We start from the raw sequence: 15,752 nt of genomic DNA, 5'->3' as shown, positions 1-15,752 counted from the left end.
CGTGCTGGCAGCGATACGGCAGGACATCCGGGCGGTCATCGAGCGTGACCCGGCCCGGCCGTCGACGCTGCAGGTCGTCTTCGCCTATCCCGGCGTGCACGCCATCTGGGGCCACCGGATCAGTCACTGGCTGTGGCGCCGTGGCGCCAAGGTCGCCGCCCGGATCGTCGGGGAGCTGACCCGCATCCTCACCGGGGTCGAAATCCACCCCGGCGCGACACTTGGCAGCGGTCTGTTCATCGACCACGCCACCGGGGTGGTGATCGGCGAAACCGCCGAAGTGGGCGACGATGTCACGATTTACCACGGCGTGACGCTCGGCGGCATCAGCACGGATCCGGGGAAACGCCACCCCACCCTCGGTGACCGCGTGATCGTCGGCGCCGGCGCCAAAATTCTCGGCCCGATCAAAATCGGCGATGACAGTCGCATCGGCGCCAATGCCGTTGTGGTCAAAGAGGTTCCGGCGAGCAGTGTGGTCGTCGGGGTGCCCGGGCAGATCGTCAGCCGATCCGGGCCGGCCGGCGAGGACGATTCACTGCCCGACTTGGTGGGTGTCAGCCTGCAACAGCTGCTCGCCAGGGTGGCCCGGCTGGAAGAGGCCCGTGGCGACGACCACCAGGGGAACGGCCGCGTCATCCGCCCACCCGAAGCCGGTGTCTGGCATGGCGAGGACTTCTCCATCTGATCATGCCCCGAAAGTCGTTGCGGGACGGGCAATTCCAATGAGTGCACCGAAACCTTTTGAAGAGCACCAGTCGGGTGCCCTCTTGCACGGCACCAAGGCCGACCTTGCGGTGGGCGATCTGCTGGTGCCCGGACGCCGGTCGAACTACGGGAAAGGACGCCTGGCGAACCACGTCTACGTGACGCGGACATTGGATGCCGCGGCATGGGGGGCCGAGCTGGCCAACGGAAAAGGTAAGGGCCGCATCTATATTGTGGAACCGGAAGGCACGCTGGAAGACGACCCGAACGTGACCGACAAAAAGTTCCCCGGAAATCCGACCCGCTCCTACCGCACCCGGGAGCCCGTGCGAATCGTCGGCGAGATCATGGACTGGGTGGGGCATTCCCCCGAACAGCAACAGGGCATGCGAGACGGCTTGGCCGACCTCGAGCGGCGAGGACTCGCCGTCATCTACGACTAGCCAAAGCTCAATTACGCTGGCTGCTGGGCCAACTCGATGATCGCCGCAAGCCGCCGCTGGACGCGTTCGAGATCGGCCGCGCAGGGCAGTTCAGCAGCGACCCGGAGAATGGCCGCGCGAATATCGGCGGCATTGATGTTCAAGTCACCGTCGGCGGCCACCTGGGTGGCCACCGCCGCTACCGCATTGTCGGGCATGCGGCGCCGCAGCAGCGCCAACAGCGGGACATAGTCGGCGCGCGGGACGCCTTGGGGGTATCCGGCGCGAACGACGGTGTCGAACGTGGTCACCAATCCGCTCAACGGCACCGGACGAGACCCCCTTCCTGCCGTCATGTGCGGGCATCCACGGGCGCGATGGCCAAACCGTACGCATTGCCACTGAACTGACGGTGACGTAAACGCACGCCGCGCTGTACACCTGTCAAATTTCGAGCCATCGGTGTCGAGCCCCCGTTGCCGGCGCGCTCCTGAGCACCACGTGCCCGGCGTTCTGGAGATGCGCCTTGACCTGGCTCCCCCGGGTGGACTCGAACCACCAACCCTTCGGTTAACAGCCGAATGCTCTGCCAATTGAGCTACAGGGGATTAACCTGGCCCGCGCGAAATCTGGCGCGGATCGCTGGACGACTCTAGCGTACTGGCATGGCCGCGCCCAAGTTCAGGGGCAGCCGTCCGCCCGGCTCGACCGATCGGGGGCACACGCACCCAGCCGAGTGAGGCAGGATGGACCCATCCGCACCGTCGTGGGGAGGGACGCTTTGATCCGATATGTCGTCGTGCTCGGACTGGGTTACGTGCTGGGCTCGAAAGCCGGACGTCGCCGGTACGAGCAGCTCGTCGCTACGTATCGCGCGCTGACCAGCAGTCCGATGGCCCAGTCGATGATCGAAGGTGGCCGGCGCAAGATTGCGAACACGATCTCGCCCGACGCGGGGTTCGTCACCGTGGCCGAGATCGACAACGAGACGGCCGTGGTGCAGCGCGAGGTCGAGCGGCCGGCCGATGAGGCCCTTACGCCGTCAGATCGTCGCCGCTAGCCTGCTCCAACAGGCTGCGCCGGTATGCCTCCATGGCGACCAGGTCGCCGAACAGCGCGTGATACTCGTCGCCCTGGTCGATCGGTGACATGCGCTGCAGCTTCGACTTGACCTCGGCGATCTGCCGGCCCATCCAGACTTCCTGCAGCCGGGCCAGCACCCCGGCGATGTAGCGGGGCAGCTTCTCGTCATCTTCATTCGGAATCGGCTCCACCCCGAGCTCGTTGACCAGGCCCGCGGTCAGGCTCGATGTGGTGTGCTGGCGCACCGCATCGATCCACTCCGCCCCGATCAGACCCGAAGACGTGCCGCCCGCCGCTTCGATGGCCGCGCGCACGGCCACATACCCGGCGTGGGTGAAGCTCTCGACGGTCAGCGTGTCGAACACCGGGCCCGCGAACGCCGGATACTGCAACGCCGCCTTGAGCGCCAAGCGTTGCGGCCACAGGGTCGGGTCGCGCGGGTCGGGACGAGCGGCAGCGGGCTGGGCCGGGGCACTTTGGGCCGCCTGCTGCTCGACGGCGCGGCGCGGATTCGGCGCCGAACCACCCCGGCTTGCCGGGGCCGTGGACTTCTTCGCCTCGGTCCGCACCCGGTCGATGATCTGCGCGACGTCGTCCCATCCCACCCAGCCGGCGAGCTGGCGGGCGTACTCGTCGCGCAGCGTGGAGTCCTTGATCTGGCCCACCATCGGCACGCAGCGACGCAGCGCGGTGACTCTGCCTTCGGCGTTATCCAGGTCGAACTCGGCGAGCGCGGTGCGAATCGCGAACTCGAACAACGGGGTTCGTCGTGCCACCAGGTCGCGCAGCGCGCCGTCGCCGGATGCCAGGCGCAGGTCGCAGGGATCCATGCCGTCCGGGGCGACCGCGACAAAGGATTGCCCGGCCAGGTTCTGCTCGCCGCCGAAGGCCTTGAGCGCGGCCGCGCGGCCGGCCGCGTCGCCGTCGAAGACGTAGATCAGTTCGCCGCGGAAGAAGCTGTCGTCCATCATCAGCCTGCGGAGCATGCCCAGATGCTCGTCGCCGAATGCGGTGCCGCACGACGCGACCGCGGTGGTGACCCCGGCCAGATGCATCGCCATCACGTCGGTGTAGCCCTCGACGACGACCGCCTGGTGTCCCCTGGCGATGTCGCGTTTCGCCAAGTCGATGCCGAACATCACCGACGACTTCTTGTAGAGCAGCGTCTCGGGGGTGTTGACGTACTTGGCTTCCATCGGATCGTCGTCGAACAGCCGCCGGGCCCCGAACCCGATCACCTCACCGGCCGAGCTGCGGATGGGCCACAACAGCCTGCGGTGGAAGCGGTCCATCGGCCCGCGGCGTCCCTCCCGGGACAAACCGGCGGCTTCCAGCTCCTTGAACTCGAAACCCTTGCGCTGCAAGTGCTTTGTCAGCGTCTCCCAGCCCGACGGCGCGAATCCGCAGCCGAAGTGACGGGCGGCCTCGGCGTCGAAGTTGCGCTCCTTCAGGTACTGACGGGCCGGCGCCGCCTCGTCGGACTCCAGCGCCGCCGCGTAGAACTCGGCAGCGGCCGCGTTCGCCGCAACCAGCCTGCTGCGACTGCCGCGATCGCGCTGCACATTGGTGGCCGCGGCGCCGGTGTAGGTGATCGTGTGGCCGACCCGGTCGGCGAGCATCTCGACGGCCTCGACAAAGCTGACGTGTTCGATCTTCTGGATGAACGCGTACACGTCGCCGCCTTCGCCGCAGCCGAAGCAGTGGAAGTGGCCGTGGTTCGGCCGGACGTGAAACGACGGGGACTTCTCGTTGTGGAAGGGGCACAAGCCCTTCAGCGAGTCCGCACCCGCGCGGCGCAGCTGGACGTAGTCGCCGACGACTTCCTCGATACGCACACGTTCGCGAATGGCGGCGATATCACGATCGGAGATCCGGCCAGCCATCGGCTCAGTCTAGGACCCCGGATCCGCCAGCGGTCACGACCAGCTCAGCTGGCCGGGCCGATCACGCCGCAGGCAACGCGCTCCATCGCCCCGCCTGGCATCCCCGGCATGCCGGGCATGTCGCCACCGTCCACGCCGTGCAGCATCAAGGCGGTCTTGTTCGGCCCCAGCAGCAGGTCCCGGGTAATCGCATCGGTGGTGGTCACCAGGTAAGCCGAGCCGTCCTGGCGCACTTCAAGCGAAGTCAGGTCACCGCTTTCGGGTTTGCCGGTGTGTCCGGGCGCCTGGAGATGGCCGCCCGCGGACAAGAAGTTCCCGGGCGGACCGCCGGCCGGCGCCACCGAGTTCGGCTCGCACTTGCCGATCTCGTGAATGTGCAGGCCGTGGAAGCCGGGCGCGAGGATGCCGGGGGTGTCCGTCTTGACGGTGACGGTGACATAGCCGTCGGTGAAGTCGAAGGTGGCCGTGGCCACCTGCCGACCGTCGGGCGCTTTGAGTTGAGCGGAGAGCGCTTGACCGCTCGGCGTGGCCGGACTGGATGTAGTCGACGAGCCGGCCGAGCCGCTGAGCACCGGCGGAGTGGTGCCGGGCTGAGTGCTCGCATGCTGAGGTGAACTGCACGCGGTCATGGCCACGATCGGAATCGACAACAGGGCGGCAACGGCGGTGTTTCTGCTCATGCCCGCAGCCTAACTGGTGCCGTTGGGCGAAATCTGCGGTTAGGGGCTCGCCGGGCTGGCGTCGATTCGCTCCAGCCGCCCTTCGGTGTACGAGGCGATTTGATCGATGACGACCCGTAACCGGGCGCCGTCGTCGGCCGCGGTGGTGAAGGCCGCGGCGAAGAACGGATCAAGCGTGCGGGGGGCTCCGGCGTACAGCCACTGCGCCACTTGATGAATACGTTCGCGCTGCCGTGCCTGAGTTTCCAGATGCCGCGGGTCGGACATGATGAACTGCAGCGCCAGAATTTTCAGCAAGGCGACCTCGGCCCGGACCAAGTCGGGCACCTGCAGATCGGCCTGGAAACGCACCAGCGGCCCGGGACCCGCCGCCGCGCGCGTGGTCGCGATCGCAGCCGAGGCGAACCGGCCCACCAATTCACTGGTCAACTGTTTGAGTGCGACCGACGCTGCCAGCGTGGCGTCGTATTTGCCGACCGCGGCAACCACCGGCAACCCGGACAGCCGGCGCGCGGCAGCCATGAAATCGTCGGCGCTCACCCGGGAGAACTCGCTCTCCCCCAGCTTGGCCAGCGCCGCCGCCTCGTCGTCGTCGGCGAGCACGCGCAAATCGATGCGTTGTGAGACGACGCCGTCCTCGACGTCGTGCACCGAGTAGGCGACGTCGTCGGCCCAGTCCATCACCTGTGCTTCCAGGCACATTCGGTCCTGCGGCGCCCCCGCGCGCATCCAGTCCGCCGCCTCGCGATCCTCTTCGTAGAACCCAAACTTGCGTACTTCGGGGCGCCGCGTCCACGGGTATTTCGTGACCGCGTCCAGCGAGGCGCGGGTCAGGTTCAGTCCCGCGCTATTGCCCTGCTCGTCAAGCACTTTGGGCTCGAGGCTGGTCAGTATCCGGAAATTCTGGGCATTGCCTTCGAAACCGCCGTGCTCGTCGGCGACCTCGTTGAGTGCGCGCTCGCCGTTGTGGCCGTAGGGCGGGTGTCCGATGTCGTGGGCCAGCCCGGCCAGCTCCACGAGATCGAGATCGCAGCCCAGCCCGATCGCCATGCCGCGCCCGATCTGGGCGACCTCCAGCGAGTGCGTCAGCCGAGTGCGCGGGGTGTCCCCTTCGCGGGGCCCGACGACTTGTGTCTTGTCCGCCAAGCGGCGAAACGCGGCACTGTGCAACACGCGCGCCCGGTCCCGGGCGAAGTCGGTGCGGTTCTGGCCTTCCGTGCCCGGCAGACCCGCGGTCTTCGGCGCTTCGCCCGCCCGCCGCTGGCGGTCGAAGTCGTCGTAAGGGTCTTGCAGGTTCGTGATCACCGACGCACAGTCTGCCAGGGAATGCCGGGATGCGGCCCCGCTCCGGCTCGTGCCGGTGCGCGGCTCGGAGTACCCCGCCTCATGCGCTGCGAGGCGGCGTTGCCACGGGGATAAATTGAGCTATGCGCATTGCCCGCTTACTCGGCGTGATCCTGACGATGCTGATCACCGGGCTGCTGGTGGCACCGGCCGCCGGCGCGCAGCCCCCGTTCCGGCTCCCGGGGTATGTCACCGACGACGCGGGCGCGTTGTCGCCCTCCGGCCGCGCCGACGTGAGCGCAGCCGTCGACCAGCTCTATTCCGACCGCCACATCCGGCTGTGGGTGGTCTACGTCAACGACTTCTCCGGCCAGAACGCGGTGACCTGGGCGCAGCGCACCATCCACGAAAGCGATTTGGGTACCTACGACGCGCTGCTCGCCGTCAGCACCACCGGACGGGCGTATGCCTTCCTGGTGCCGTCCGGGGTGAAAGGCGTGACCCAAACTCAGGTCGATGAGCTGCGCCGCAACGAAATCGAACCCGCTCTGCGCGAAGGGGATTGGCGCGGTGCCGCAGTCTCCGCCGCGAATGGCCTGAATGCGACGCCGAATTCGTCGAACCGGTTCTGGCTGCTGGCCACCCTCGGCGTGATCATCGTCGCGGTGGTGGCCTTGGTGCTTGTCATGCGTTATCGTCGTCGACGCCGCCGTACCGCCGATTTGGCCGCCGCAAGACGGGTGGACCCCACCAACCCGACCGCGTTGGCCGCCGTGCCACTGGCCGCCCTCGACGACCTGTCGCGCTCGATGGTGGTGGAGGTCGACAACGCGGTACGCACCAGCTCCAACGAGCTCGCCCTGGCCATCGACGAGTTCGGCGCCGAGCGCACCGAACCCTTCACCCGGGCCGTCAACAACGCCAAAACCTCACTCTCCCAAGCCTTTACCGTGCGACAGCAACTTGACGACAACATGCCCGAGACCCCCGCGCAGCAGCGCGAGCTACTCACCCAGGTGATCGTGTCGGCGGCCAGCGCAGACCGCGAACTGGAAGCACAGACCGAGGCGTTCGAGCAGTTACGCGATTTGGTCGTCAACGCCGCATCGCGGCTCGATGCGCTGACCCAGCAGGTCGTCGAACTCACCACCCGCATCGTGCCGGCCGAACAGCGGATGGCCGAGTTGCACAAGGAATTCGGTCCTGCGGCACTGACTTCGGTGTCGGGCAATATCGCCACCACCAAGGAGCGGCTGGCGTTCGCCGACCGCAACATCAGCTCGGCCCGAGCACTGGCCGGCAATGCGGTCAGTGGACAGCAGAGTGGTTTGGTCGACGCGGTGCGTGCCACCGAGTCGGCGCTCGGGCAAGCTCGCGCGCTGCTCGATGCCGTGGATAACGCGGCCGGCGATATCCGGCGGGCCGTTGAAAGGTTGCCCGCGGTGATGAGCGACATCCAGGCGGCCATCCAGCACGCCACCGCGCAGCTGCAAGGGCAGAACACGAAGTCCGCGCATGCCAGCGAGCTCGCCGCGGCGCGTGACGCCGCCACCAGAGCCGTCGATGCCGCCGGCGGTGGAGCCGCCGACCCGCTGGGCACATTCGCACAGCTGGCCAAGGCCGACTCCGACCTGAACCGGGTGTTGGCCACGGTGGCCAAGGAACAGGCCGACGCCGATCGGCTCAACCGGTCACTCGAACAGGCGTTGTTCACCGCGGAGGCGCGAGTGCGCGGAGTCTCGGAGTACATCGACACCCGGCGCGGCAGCGTCGGACCCGACGCTCGGACCCGGCTCGCCGAAGCCCAACGACACCTCGAGGCCGCACACGCCACCCGGTCGACCAACCCGGCCGAGGCGATCGCGCACGCCAACGCGGCATCGACACAGGCGGCCAACGCGCAGTCGCTGGCCAACGCCGACGTGGTCTCGGCTCAGCGTGCCTACGCCCGCGTCGGCGGCAACGACACCGGCGCGATGCTCGGCGGCATCATCATCGGCGACCTCCTCAGCGGAGGAATGCGGGGCGGATTCGGTGGTTGGAGCTCGACGTCGTTCGGCGGCTCGTCGAACTCGTCGCCCGGCGGCTCCGACGGCGGCTTCATGGGTGGCGGCGGACGTTTCTGAGCCTTTGACAGCAGTAGGGGCGCACCGGTTTCTCGGTGCGCCCCTACTGTTCGAAATCTGTTTAGGCCCAGCTGGACCCGACGGCGCTGTCAGTGCTGGCCATGTTGTTGCCCGCGGACTGCACCTTCTGCCCGTGCTGGTTGGCCTGCTCGTAGATCACCTGGAAGTTACGACCCAACTGGGTGATGAACTCCTGGCACGCCACCGAACCGGCGCCACCCCAGAAGTCACCGGCAGCCAGCACATCGCGAACGATGGCCTGGTGCTCGGCCTCCAACGAAGCGGCCTGCGCGCGGATCAACGCACCGTGCGCGTCCACATCTCCGAACTGGTAATTGATCGACATTGTCTACGTCCTCAAGTGTTGGGTAGCAGCGATTTTCGCGGCTAGTGGCTGAGAGTCTGCTGCGAAGCCTGCTCTTGCGTCTCGTAGTTGTTGGCGTCACGGATGAGCCCATCACGCACGCCGTGGAGCATGTTGACAATGTTGTTGAACGCCTGGTTCATCTGACCCATCGTGTCGTAAGACGTCGCCTGAGCCTGACCACTCCAGCCCGCACCGGCGATGTTCATCGACGACGCCCACATCTTGCGGGCCTCATCCGACACCGTCTGCGCGTGCATCTCAAAACGGCCCGCCATCGCACGCATCGCGTGCGGGTCGGTCATAAAACGTGTTGCCATACTGTCTGTTCCTTAGCTAAGCGGACTTAAATCTTCTGACGTGCCGGCCCCGGTTGGCCGACCGTCCTTGCCTCTCAACCAGCCCACGGAGAATGCGGTACCACGCTGCTGGCTCGTGGCGCTTCGAAACGAGGTTCGGCGTCGCCTCCCCATTCGTTCCAATGCCCCCATTCCTTCTTTTCACCCATGCCGTCGGCAGCCGCCTCTGAATCCGGCCCGTCGGTCAACTTGCCATCGGCATCGGAGAGCTCTTCGCGCTCCGGTGCCCAATGGTCATAGTCGTCCGGCGGAACGGCCACGCCCCAACTGAGCGGAACCGTCAAGCGACCGAGCATGCCTGACTCACCTCGTACTGCCGCCACCGAATCGTTCGGCAGAGGTGAACCAAGAGGCAAAAGCATGATGCCCCCTTCCACACCCGAAACTCTGTTCACACAGACCCCAACGGCGCAAAATACCGCCGAGTATTTCGATACTAAATCAAACCAACGGACAATTGTTGGAAATTTCTGATTTTGTCGCCGTTAATCACGAAAATTCGGCCACGCGGTAACCGGGCAACGCGATCGCCCCCGCGTAGGCGTTCGCGGCATTGGCGGACGCAACCGCGTGAGGCGGTACGCATCGCAGCGTCGACCGTTGGCTGCAGTGCGAAAATTGTTGCCCGGCAGGAATTCTGGTGAGCGGTGGCACGAGTTTTCGAAGCGGCCATCGCCGCGCGACCCCGGCGCGCTGACAACTCGTCCCAGCCCGCCGGACCCGAGAACAGGACCGGCGCCCAGCGATGCGGCCAGCTGCGGTACGCGTGTTCTGCCGAACATTGCATGCGCCGGAATCAATCGCCGTCGCAAACCGTACCTAATAGTTTGATTAAGCGGGTAACCGATGAATGCGAGTTGGCTGCATGTTGAGAAATTTGCGATGCGCCCGATTCATTCGTATGACCGCCCGGGCAATTGCGCCCGGCGCGCTCCGGCCCCTCAGGCGCCCTTTCTCGGCACCACCTTGGGCCGGGACTGCACCACGTGGGTCTGACTGGTTCCGGCCCGGCCCACCATTTCGGCCGGCTTGTCATGACCCGTGGCCGCCCGCGCCGGCATCGGCATGCCACTGGTGGATCCGACCGGCTCCACCACGGCGCCGGACGCTCCCGCGCCCGCCATCGCGGAGCTGACGATCGGGGCCGGAGTCGAGCCCTGCCACAGCGAGGGCACCGATATCGCGCCCACCAACCGCGCCCTACCCAGGCTGGCCGAGATCGACGAGCCCCAGCCCCCGCTGCCGCTCATCCCTCCCATCGCCGGAGCGGTCGAACCGACGGTCTGCGACGCACTGGTGGCGGCCATATTCGTCGCACCGGCCAGCGACGTCATCGGTGCAGTGCCTTGCGCCATGGCCATCATCGGTGGCATCAACGCGCTCGCCGGATACATTCCGATCTGGGCCACCGACATCAGGGATGACACCGGCCCCGACGAAACAATCGACCCCACCTGGGTCAGTGCGGACTGAATCGCGGTCACCGCCGAGGAGAATCCCGGGCCGAATAGCTGCCCACCCACCGACGACAGCGCCCCGGCGAACTGCGACGCCAAACCGCTCAGCGGCGTCGTGAACAATCCCGCCAAGCTCGACGGGGCCGAACTGATCGACGGCAACGCCGACATGACCCCTTGCGCCCCCGCGTGATAGCCGAACATCGCGAGCACATCCTGAAGCCACATCTGGATGTATTCGAATTCGGTCATCGCAATTGCCGCGGTGTTCTGGCCGAGAATGTTCGTCGCGATCAATGTCATCAGCTGGATGCGGTTCGCTGCGATGGCCGCAGGCGGCACCGTCGCCGCGAATGCCGACTCATACGACGTCGCCGCCACCCGGGCCTGCACGGCCGACATGGAGGCGTGCGCCGCCGCCGTGTGCAGCCACTGCAAATACGGTGCTGCCGCCTGCGCCATCGAATCCGAGGACGGACCCATCCACTGCCCATTCGACGCCAGGCCCGAGACCACGGAGTCGAACGACGACGCCGACGCCCACATGTCAGCAGCCAAACCGTCCCAGGCAGCGGCAGCAGCCAGCAGCGGCCCTGAGCCCGCGCCGGCATACATCAGGGCCGAGTTGATCTCCGGCGGAAAGAACGCAAAATCCAGAACCATCTAGTACCTCGACACGACCAGCCGCTTCTACGGCATTACAACTGCACCCCGACAGTCATTACTTCGACTGGACACACTGCGTATAAGACTAAGGCCGGATCGTATGGCAGCACTACATCAAAATTGCCCGGTTTGTCCAAATAGCCAAATAAGGGCTGCTAGGCGCCCTTGAGCCGAACCGCCAGGTAGTCGCCGACGGCGTCCATCGACACCCGCTCCTGCGTCATCGCGTCGCGTTCGCGCACGGTGACGGCGTTGTCCTCCAGGGAGTCGAAATCCACCGTCACACAGAATGGCGTCCCGACCTCGTCCTGGCGCCGGTAGCGGCGCCCGATCGCGCCGGCGTCGTCGAAATCGATGTTCCAGGACTGCCGCAATTCGGCGGCGAGGTCCCGGGCCTTGGGGCTCAAGTCGGCGTGCCGGGATAGCGGCAGCACCGCCGCCTTGACCGGTGCCAGCCGGTGGTCCAGGCGAAGCACCGTGCGCTTGTCCACGCCGCCCTTGGCGTTCGGGGCCTCGTCCTCGGCGTATGCGTCGATCAAAAACGCCATGAACGACCGCGTCAGGCCGGCCGCGGGCTCGATCACGTACGGCGTGTACCGGGTGTCGCTGACCTGGTCGAAGAAGGACAGGTCGGCACCGGAATGCTTTGCGTGCGTTGATAAGTCGTAGTCAGTCCGGTTGGCGACGCCTTCCAGCTCACCCCACGGGTTGCCTTGGAAACCGAACTTGTACTCGATGTCGACGGTGCGGTCGGAGTAGTGCGACAGCTTCTCTTTGGGGTGTTCGTAGAGCCGCAGGTTCTCCGGGTTGATGCCGAGGTCGGTGTACCACTGGTGCCGGGTGTCGATCCAGTACTGGTGCCACTCCTTCGCGGTCGACGGCTCGACGAAGAACTCCATCTCCATCTGCTCGAACTCGCGCGTGCGGAAGATGAAATTGCCCGGGGTGATTTCGTTGCGGAAGCTCTTGCCGATCTGCCCGATGCCGAACGGCGGCTTGCGCCGCGCGGTCGTCACCACGTTGGCGAAGTTGACGAAGATGCCCTGCGCGGTCTCGGGCCGCAGATAGTGCAGCCCCTCCTCGGTCTCGATCGGACCCAGGTAGGTCTTGAGCATCATGTTGAATTCGCGCGGCTCGGTCCACTGACCTGGCTCGCCCGTCTCCGGGTCGCGGATATCGGCCAGCCCGTTGGGGGGCGGATGCCCGTGTTTGGCCTCATAGGCCTCGATCAGGTGGTCGGCGCGGTAGCGCTTGTGGGTGATCAGCGACTCCACCAGCGGGTCGTGGAACACCTCGACGTGCCCGGACGCCACCCACACCTGGCGCGGCAGGATGATCGACGAGTCGAGTCCCACGACGTCGTCGCGACCGGTGACCACGGCGCGCCACCACTGCCGCTTGATGTTCTCTTTGAGTTCCACACCCAGCGGCCCGTAGTCCCACGCCGACCTGGTGCCGCCATAGATCTCACCCGAGGGATAGACGAATCCACGCCGTTTGGCCAGGTTAACGACGGTGTCGATGACGGACGCCACGGGGTGGTCCACTCCCTTTCGGATGGCACTGAGGCGGGGCGGCGAATCGTCGCCCGCGAAACATCAGCAATGGTATCGACCGGGCGGCGGTCTTTGACATGCGTCATCATGCATGTGACAGTGGAAGTCGTTCCCTACAGTGGGCACTCCAGGTACCCCGCACTTCTCGAGGTGATGACGCTCGCATGGTGATGTCTTCTTCATCGCCGACCGCTGCACATGGCTCGTCGTCGGATCTGGTTGCCCACCGGCACGGCGAGGCGGCCGCCGGCGAGCATTCGCCGTTCGCCGAATATCCGGTGCCGCCGCCGCGAGAAATCCTCGACGCCGCCGGCGAGCTGTTGCGCGCCTTGGCAGCACCCGTGCGGATCGCCATCGTGCTGCAACTACGCGAATCCCAGCGCTGCGTGCATGAGCTGGTCGACGCGCTGGGTGTGCCACAACCGCTGGTCAGCCAGCATTTGAAGATTCTCAAGGCGGCAGGTGTGGTCGCCGGGGAGCGGTCCGGCCGCGAGGTGCTGTACCGCCTGGCCGACCACCACCTGGCGCACATCGTCGTCGACGCCGTCGCCCACGCCAGCGAGGACACCCCATGACACAACCCAGCGTCCGCTCCACCCGTCAGCGTGCGGCGATTTCCACGCTGCTGGAGACCCTGGACGAATTCCGCTCGGCCCAGGAGTTGCACGACGAGCTGCGCCGCCGCGGCGAGAACATCGGGCTGACCACGGTCTACCGGACGCTGCAGTCGATGGCATCGGCGGGATTGGTCGACACGCTGCGCACCGACACCGGCGAATCGGTCTACCGGCGCTGCTCGGAGCACCATCACCACCACCTGGTGTGCCGCCACTGCGGGTCCACGATCGAGGTGGGTGACCACGAGGTCGAGGAATGGGCGACGCAAGTGGCCGCCAAGCATGGCTACTCCGAGGTCAGCCACACCATCGAGATCTTCGGGACGTGCGCGGACTGCAGGTAGTCACATGGCGAGCGTGAAACTAACTTCACGCTCGCGGCCCAGCGTGAAACTAACTTCACGCTCGGCGGAAACCTGGGGCTCAGGCCGTCAGGACGCGACGCATCTGGCCACCCGTATCGAGCACCAGCAGGATCAGGGTGCGCAGGGCGTCGTCGGCTAGGCCGGCACCGGGAAAGTTGTAGCGCAGCATCACGTCGGCGGTCTTGGACCCGCCCTTGCCGGAGTTGCGCTGCGCGGCCTTGTCGCTGATCTTTTCGACCAAGGTCACATTGCCGAAGTTGCTGGCGTGCGCCTGCTTGGCCACCTGATCGCTGAGCTTCTTGGTCAGCGGCAGATCCCACACCACGATCTGGGTGAGCGACACCAGGTCGAGTCCCTCGGCGATGTTGACCACCCGCAACGACGCGAAGGTGCCGTCGTGGTGCACCGTGAGCCCGCCGTCGGCTTCGTCCTCGACGGTCAGCACGTCGCGGAGAATCGACCCCAGACGCTCCTGCAGAGATGGCATTAGGCGCTCCCAAACCGTCGGTTGCGGTCCGCATATTCCTCGCAGGCCGCCCATAGGTCGCGACGGTCGTAGTCGGGCCACAGCTTGTCCTGAAAGATGTATTCGGCGTACGCCGCCTGCCACAGCATGAAATTGCTGGAGCGCTGCTCCCCCGAGGTCCGCAGAAAGAGATCCACGTCGGGGATGTCGGGCCGCTGCAGGTGATGCGCCACCGTCGCCTCGGAGACGCGCTCCGGGTTCAGCCGGCCGGCGGCCGCCAAGCGTGCGATTTCCCTTGCGGATTCCGCGATTTCGGCCCGACCGCCATAGTTGACGCAGTAGTTGACGGTGATGACGTCATTGCCCCTCGTCATCGCCTCCGCGACCGCCAATTCATTGATCACGCTGCGCCACAGGCGGGGCCGCGACCCCACCCACCGGATCTTGACCCCCATCGCCATGAGGTTCACCCGCCGCATGCGCACCACGTCACGGTTGAAGCCCATCAGGAAGCGGACCTCCTCGGGGGAACGCTTCCAGTTTTCGGTAGAGAAGGCGTAGAGGCTGAGCCACTTGATCCCGATTTCGATTGCCCCGCAGACGACGTCGATGACGACCGCCTCCCCCGCCTTGTGGCCGTCGGTACGGGTCAGCCCCTGTTGGGTGGCCCAGCGGCCATTGCCGTCCATCACGATGGCCACATGGTTGGGCAATCGCTCCGCCGGGATCCGCGGCGCGACCGCCTTCGAAATGTGCTGCGGTGGCCGGCTCGGGCCGCCGTCGGGAGCGGGCGGCAACTCGGGGAACACCACCGGCCATGTCGACGTGTCGGGAAAAGTCGGATAGTCCTCGGGTGCGGCGGGCAGTTGCGGGAAGTCGGTGGACCTCAATTTGCGGTCGTGGTTCTTAGCCACAGTCCTCATCCTGCCCGATCAGCGCGGCGCGCCGATCGGCGATTGTGCGGTCGACCCGATAATTGCGCTCCACCAGCGGCAACGTCTTGAGCTGGCGTTCCAGATGCCATTGCAGGTGGGCGGCCACCAATCCGCTGACATGGCTGCGGTGGGATTGCGGTGTGGCCTCGGCGGCCTCCCAATCGCCATCGTGCAGCGCGGACATCAGCTCCAGCACGCCCAGCGGCGGTGTCGTCGAGCCCGCGGGGCGGCAGTGACCGCAGATGCTGCCCCCGGCGGCGATGTGAAACGCCCGATGCGGGCCGGGCGTGGCGCAACGGGCGCACTCGGTCAGCGCCGGTGCCCAGCCGGCGATGCCCATGGCACGCAGCAGGTAGGCATCCAGCAGCAGGTCACGCGGGCGGTTTCCGTCGGCCACCGCCCGCAGCGCGCCCACCGTGAGCCGGTGCAGCGCCGGGGCGGGTGCGCGCTCCTCACCGGCCAGGCGCTCGGCGGTCTCCAGCATCGCGCACCCGCAGGTGTAGCGGCCGTAGTCGCTGACGATGTCGGTGGCGAACGCGTCGATCGAAACGACCTGGGTGACGATGTCGAGATTGCGGCCGGGATGCAGCTGCACATCGATGTGCGCGAACGGCTCCAGCCGCGCGCCGAATTTGCTGCGGGTGCGGCGCACCCCTTTGGCCACCGCACGCACCAGCCCGTGATCACGGGTCAGCAGGGTGACGATCCGGTCGGCTTCGCCGAGCTTGTGCTGGCGCAGCACTACCGCTCGGTCTCGATATAGCCGCATCTCAATAGTTTT

General features: G+C 66.4%; 18 protein-coding genes and 1 tRNA gene. 6 read left to right on the top strand and 13 right to left on the bottom strand.

Features of this window, described 5'->3' with window-relative positions:
- Position 1 precedes the first annotated feature (1 nt).
- Together cysE and arr are read left to right on the top strand one after the other, a co-directional pair.
- Entirely contained in the window at positions 2-688 is a 687-nt protein-coding gene (gene cysE / locus LMQ14_RS09400; protein WP_267734475.1) for a serine O-acetyltransferase, read from the top strand.
- A gap of 37 nt (positions 689-725) precedes the next feature.
- Entirely contained in the window at positions 726-1,151 is a 426-nt protein-coding gene (arr, locus tag LMQ14_RS09395; protein ID WP_267734474.1) for an NAD(+)--rifampin ADP-ribosyltransferase, read from the top strand.
- An 11-nt stretch (positions 1,152-1,162) separates the two neighbouring features.
- On the opposite strand, the gene LMQ14_RS09390 is transcribed toward arr, so the two are convergent.
- On the bottom strand, positions 1,163-1,486 hold the full coding sequence (locus tag LMQ14_RS09390) for a DUF3349 domain-containing protein (protein WP_267734473.1): 324 nt from the start codon (positions 1,484-1,486) through the stop codon (positions 1,163-1,165).
- A 176-nt stretch (positions 1,487-1,662) separates the two neighbouring features.
- A tRNA-Asn gene (locus tag LMQ14_RS09385) sits at positions 1,663-1,738 on the bottom strand.
- Positions 1,739-1,911: 173 nt separating this feature from the next.
- Between LMQ14_RS09385 and LMQ14_RS09380 the strand changes: the two genes are divergently transcribed.
- A complete protein-coding gene (locus LMQ14_RS09380) occupies positions 1,912-2,190 on the top strand; it encodes a hypothetical protein (RefSeq protein ID WP_267734472.1) in 279 nt (92 codons plus the stop codon).
- Here LMQ14_RS09380 and dnaG read toward each other — a convergent pair.
- From dnaG to LMQ14_RS09365, 3 genes are read right to left on the bottom strand one after another with little or no spacing between them, the layout of a single operon-like run.
- Positions 2,165-4,096: a DNA primase gene (gene dnaG, locus LMQ14_RS09375; RefSeq protein WP_267734471.1), complete on the bottom strand. Its 1,932-nt coding sequence runs from the start codon at positions 4,094-4,096 to the stop codon at positions 2,165-2,167. The genes LMQ14_RS09380 and dnaG overlap by 26 nt on opposite strands.
- A 44-nt stretch (positions 4,097-4,140) precedes the next feature.
- Complete coding sequence (gene sodC / locus LMQ14_RS09370; RefSeq protein ID WP_267734470.1) at positions 4,141-4,776, bottom strand: superoxide dismutase[Cu-Zn]; 636 nt, start codon at positions 4,774-4,776, stop codon at positions 4,141-4,143.
- A gap of 39 nt (positions 4,777-4,815) precedes the next feature.
- Complete coding sequence (locus tag LMQ14_RS09365; protein ID WP_267734469.1) at positions 4,816-6,081, bottom strand: deoxyguanosinetriphosphate triphosphohydrolase; 1,266 nt, start codon at positions 6,079-6,081, stop codon at positions 4,816-4,818.
- Between the two features lie 122 nt (positions 6,082-6,203).
- Here LMQ14_RS09365 and LMQ14_RS09360 point away from each other — a divergent pair, with 122 nt between their 5' ends.
- Entirely contained in the window at positions 6,204-8,186 is a 1,983-nt protein-coding gene (locus tag LMQ14_RS09360) for a TPM domain-containing protein (protein ID WP_267734468.1), read from the top strand.
- Between the two features lie 61 nt (positions 8,187-8,247).
- Here the strand turns inward: LMQ14_RS09360 and LMQ14_RS09355 are convergent, their stop codons facing one another.
- From LMQ14_RS09355 to LMQ14_RS09335, 5 genes are all read right to left on the bottom strand, one after another.
- Entirely contained in the window at positions 8,248-8,532 is a 285-nt protein-coding gene (locus LMQ14_RS09355) for a WXG100 family type VII secretion target (protein ID WP_066824871.1), read from the bottom strand.
- 41 nt (positions 8,533-8,573) lie between these two features.
- A complete protein-coding gene (locus LMQ14_RS09350) occupies positions 8,574-8,870 on the bottom strand; it encodes a WXG100 family type VII secretion target (RefSeq protein ID WP_267734467.1) in 297 nt (98 codons plus the stop codon).
- A gap of 74 nt (positions 8,871-8,944) precedes the next feature.
- Positions 8,945-9,205 carry a hypothetical protein gene (locus tag LMQ14_RS09345; protein ID WP_267734466.1) on the bottom strand — a complete coding sequence of 87 codons (261 nt, stop codon included), beginning with the start codon at positions 9,203-9,205 and terminating at the stop codon, positions 8,945-8,947.
- Between the two features lie 645 nt (positions 9,206-9,850).
- Positions 9,851-11,029, bottom strand: coding sequence for a PPE family protein (locus LMQ14_RS09340; protein ID WP_267734465.1), 1,179 nt, complete (start codon positions 11,027-11,029; stop codon positions 9,851-9,853).
- Positions 11,030-11,187: 158 nt separating this feature from the next.
- Positions 11,188-12,579: a glycine--tRNA ligase gene (locus LMQ14_RS09335; protein ID WP_267734464.1), complete on the bottom strand. Its 1,392-nt coding sequence runs from the start codon at positions 12,577-12,579 to the stop codon at positions 11,188-11,190.
- Between the two features lie 179 nt (positions 12,580-12,758).
- On the opposite strand from LMQ14_RS09335, the gene LMQ14_RS09330 reads away from it, so the two are divergent.
- On the top strand, positions 12,759-13,163 hold the full coding sequence (locus LMQ14_RS09330; RefSeq protein ID WP_420714632.1) for an ArsR/SmtB family transcription factor: 405 nt from the start codon (positions 12,759-12,761) through the stop codon (positions 13,161-13,163).
- The gene (locus LMQ14_RS09325) at positions 13,160-13,549 is read left to right on the top strand and encodes a Fur family transcriptional regulator (protein ID WP_267734462.1); all 390 of its coding nucleotides are present in this window, start codon (positions 13,160-13,162) and stop codon (positions 13,547-13,549) included. The genes LMQ14_RS09330 and LMQ14_RS09325 overlap by 4 nt, the downstream gene beginning before the upstream one ends.
- A 79-nt stretch (positions 13,550-13,628) precedes the next feature.
- Here the strand turns inward: LMQ14_RS09325 and LMQ14_RS09320 are convergent, their stop codons facing one another.
- The 3 genes from LMQ14_RS09320 to recO are packed head-to-tail and all read right to left on the bottom strand — an operon-like array spanning position 13,629 to position 15,740.
- Positions 13,629-14,057, bottom strand: coding sequence for a hypothetical protein (locus tag LMQ14_RS09320; protein WP_267734461.1), 429 nt, complete (start codon positions 14,055-14,057; stop codon positions 13,629-13,631).
- Positions 14,057-14,950 (bottom strand): decaprenyl diphosphate synthase, encoded by an 894-nt coding sequence (locus tag LMQ14_RS09315; protein ID WP_420714631.1) that lies wholly within the window; start codon positions 14,948-14,950, stop codon positions 14,057-14,059. Before LMQ14_RS09315 ends, LMQ14_RS09320 begins: the two co-directional genes overlap by 1 nt.
- A complete protein-coding gene (gene recO, locus LMQ14_RS09310; protein WP_267734459.1) occupies positions 14,943-15,740 on the bottom strand; it encodes a DNA repair protein RecO in 798 nt (265 codons plus the stop codon). The genes LMQ14_RS09315 and recO overlap by 8 nt, the downstream gene beginning before the upstream one ends.
- Positions 15,741-15,752 lie beyond the last annotated feature (12 nt).

Origin of the sequence: Mycobacterium sp. Aquia_213, from assembly GCF_026625985.1 — a bacterium.
In the GTDB taxonomy this organism is placed as follows: domain Bacteria; phylum Actinomycetota; class Actinomycetes; order Mycobacteriales; family Mycobacteriaceae; genus Mycobacterium.
The sequence above is the reverse complement of the archived record's forward strand: the minus strand, read 5'-3'. Positions and strand labels throughout refer to the sequence as shown.

Coding starts and splice junctions, on each gene's coding strand:
- arr (WP_267734474.1), top strand. CDS start 726: ATGAGTGCACCGAAACCTTTTGAAGAGCACCAGTCGGGTGCCCTCTTG.
- LMQ14_RS09390 (WP_267734473.1), bottom strand. CDS start 1,486: ATGACGGCAGGAAGGGGGTCTCGTCCGGTGCCGTTGAGCGGATTGGTG.
- dnaG (WP_267734471.1), bottom strand. CDS start 4,096: ATGGCTGGCCGGATCTCCGATCGTGATATCGCCGCCATTCGCGAACGT.
- sodC (WP_267734470.1), bottom strand. CDS start 4,776: ATGAGCAGAAACACCGCCGTTGCCGCCCTGTTGTCGATTCCGATCGTG.
- LMQ14_RS09360 (WP_267734468.1), top strand. CDS start 6,204: ATGCGCATTGCCCGCTTACTCGGCGTGATCCTGACGATGCTGATCACC.
- LMQ14_RS09355 (WP_066824871.1), bottom strand. CDS start 8,532: ATGTCGATCAATTACCAGTTCGGAGATGTGGACGCGCACGGTGCGTTG.
- LMQ14_RS09350 (WP_267734467.1), bottom strand. CDS start 8,870: ATGGCAACACGTTTTATGACCGACCCGCACGCGATGCGTGCGATGGCG.
- LMQ14_RS09345 (WP_267734466.1), bottom strand. CDS start 9,205: ATGCTCGGTCGCTTGACGGTTCCGCTCAGTTGGGGCGTGGCCGTTCCG.
- LMQ14_RS09340 (WP_267734465.1), bottom strand. CDS start 11,029: ATGGTTCTGGATTTTGCGTTCTTTCCGCCGGAGATCAACTCGGCCCTG.
- LMQ14_RS09330 (WP_420714632.1), top strand. CDS start 12,759: ATGTCTTCTTCATCGCCGACCGCTGCACATGGCTCGTCGTCGGATCTG.
- LMQ14_RS09325 (WP_267734462.1), top strand. CDS start 13,160: ATGACACAACCCAGCGTCCGCTCCACCCGTCAGCGTGCGGCGATTTCC.
- LMQ14_RS09320 (WP_267734461.1), bottom strand. CDS start 14,057: ATGCCATCTCTGCAGGAGCGTCTGGGGTCGATTCTCCGCGACGTGCTG.
- recO (WP_267734459.1), bottom strand. CDS start 15,740: ATGCGGCTATATCGAGACCGAGCGGTAGTGCTGCGCCAGCACAAGCTC.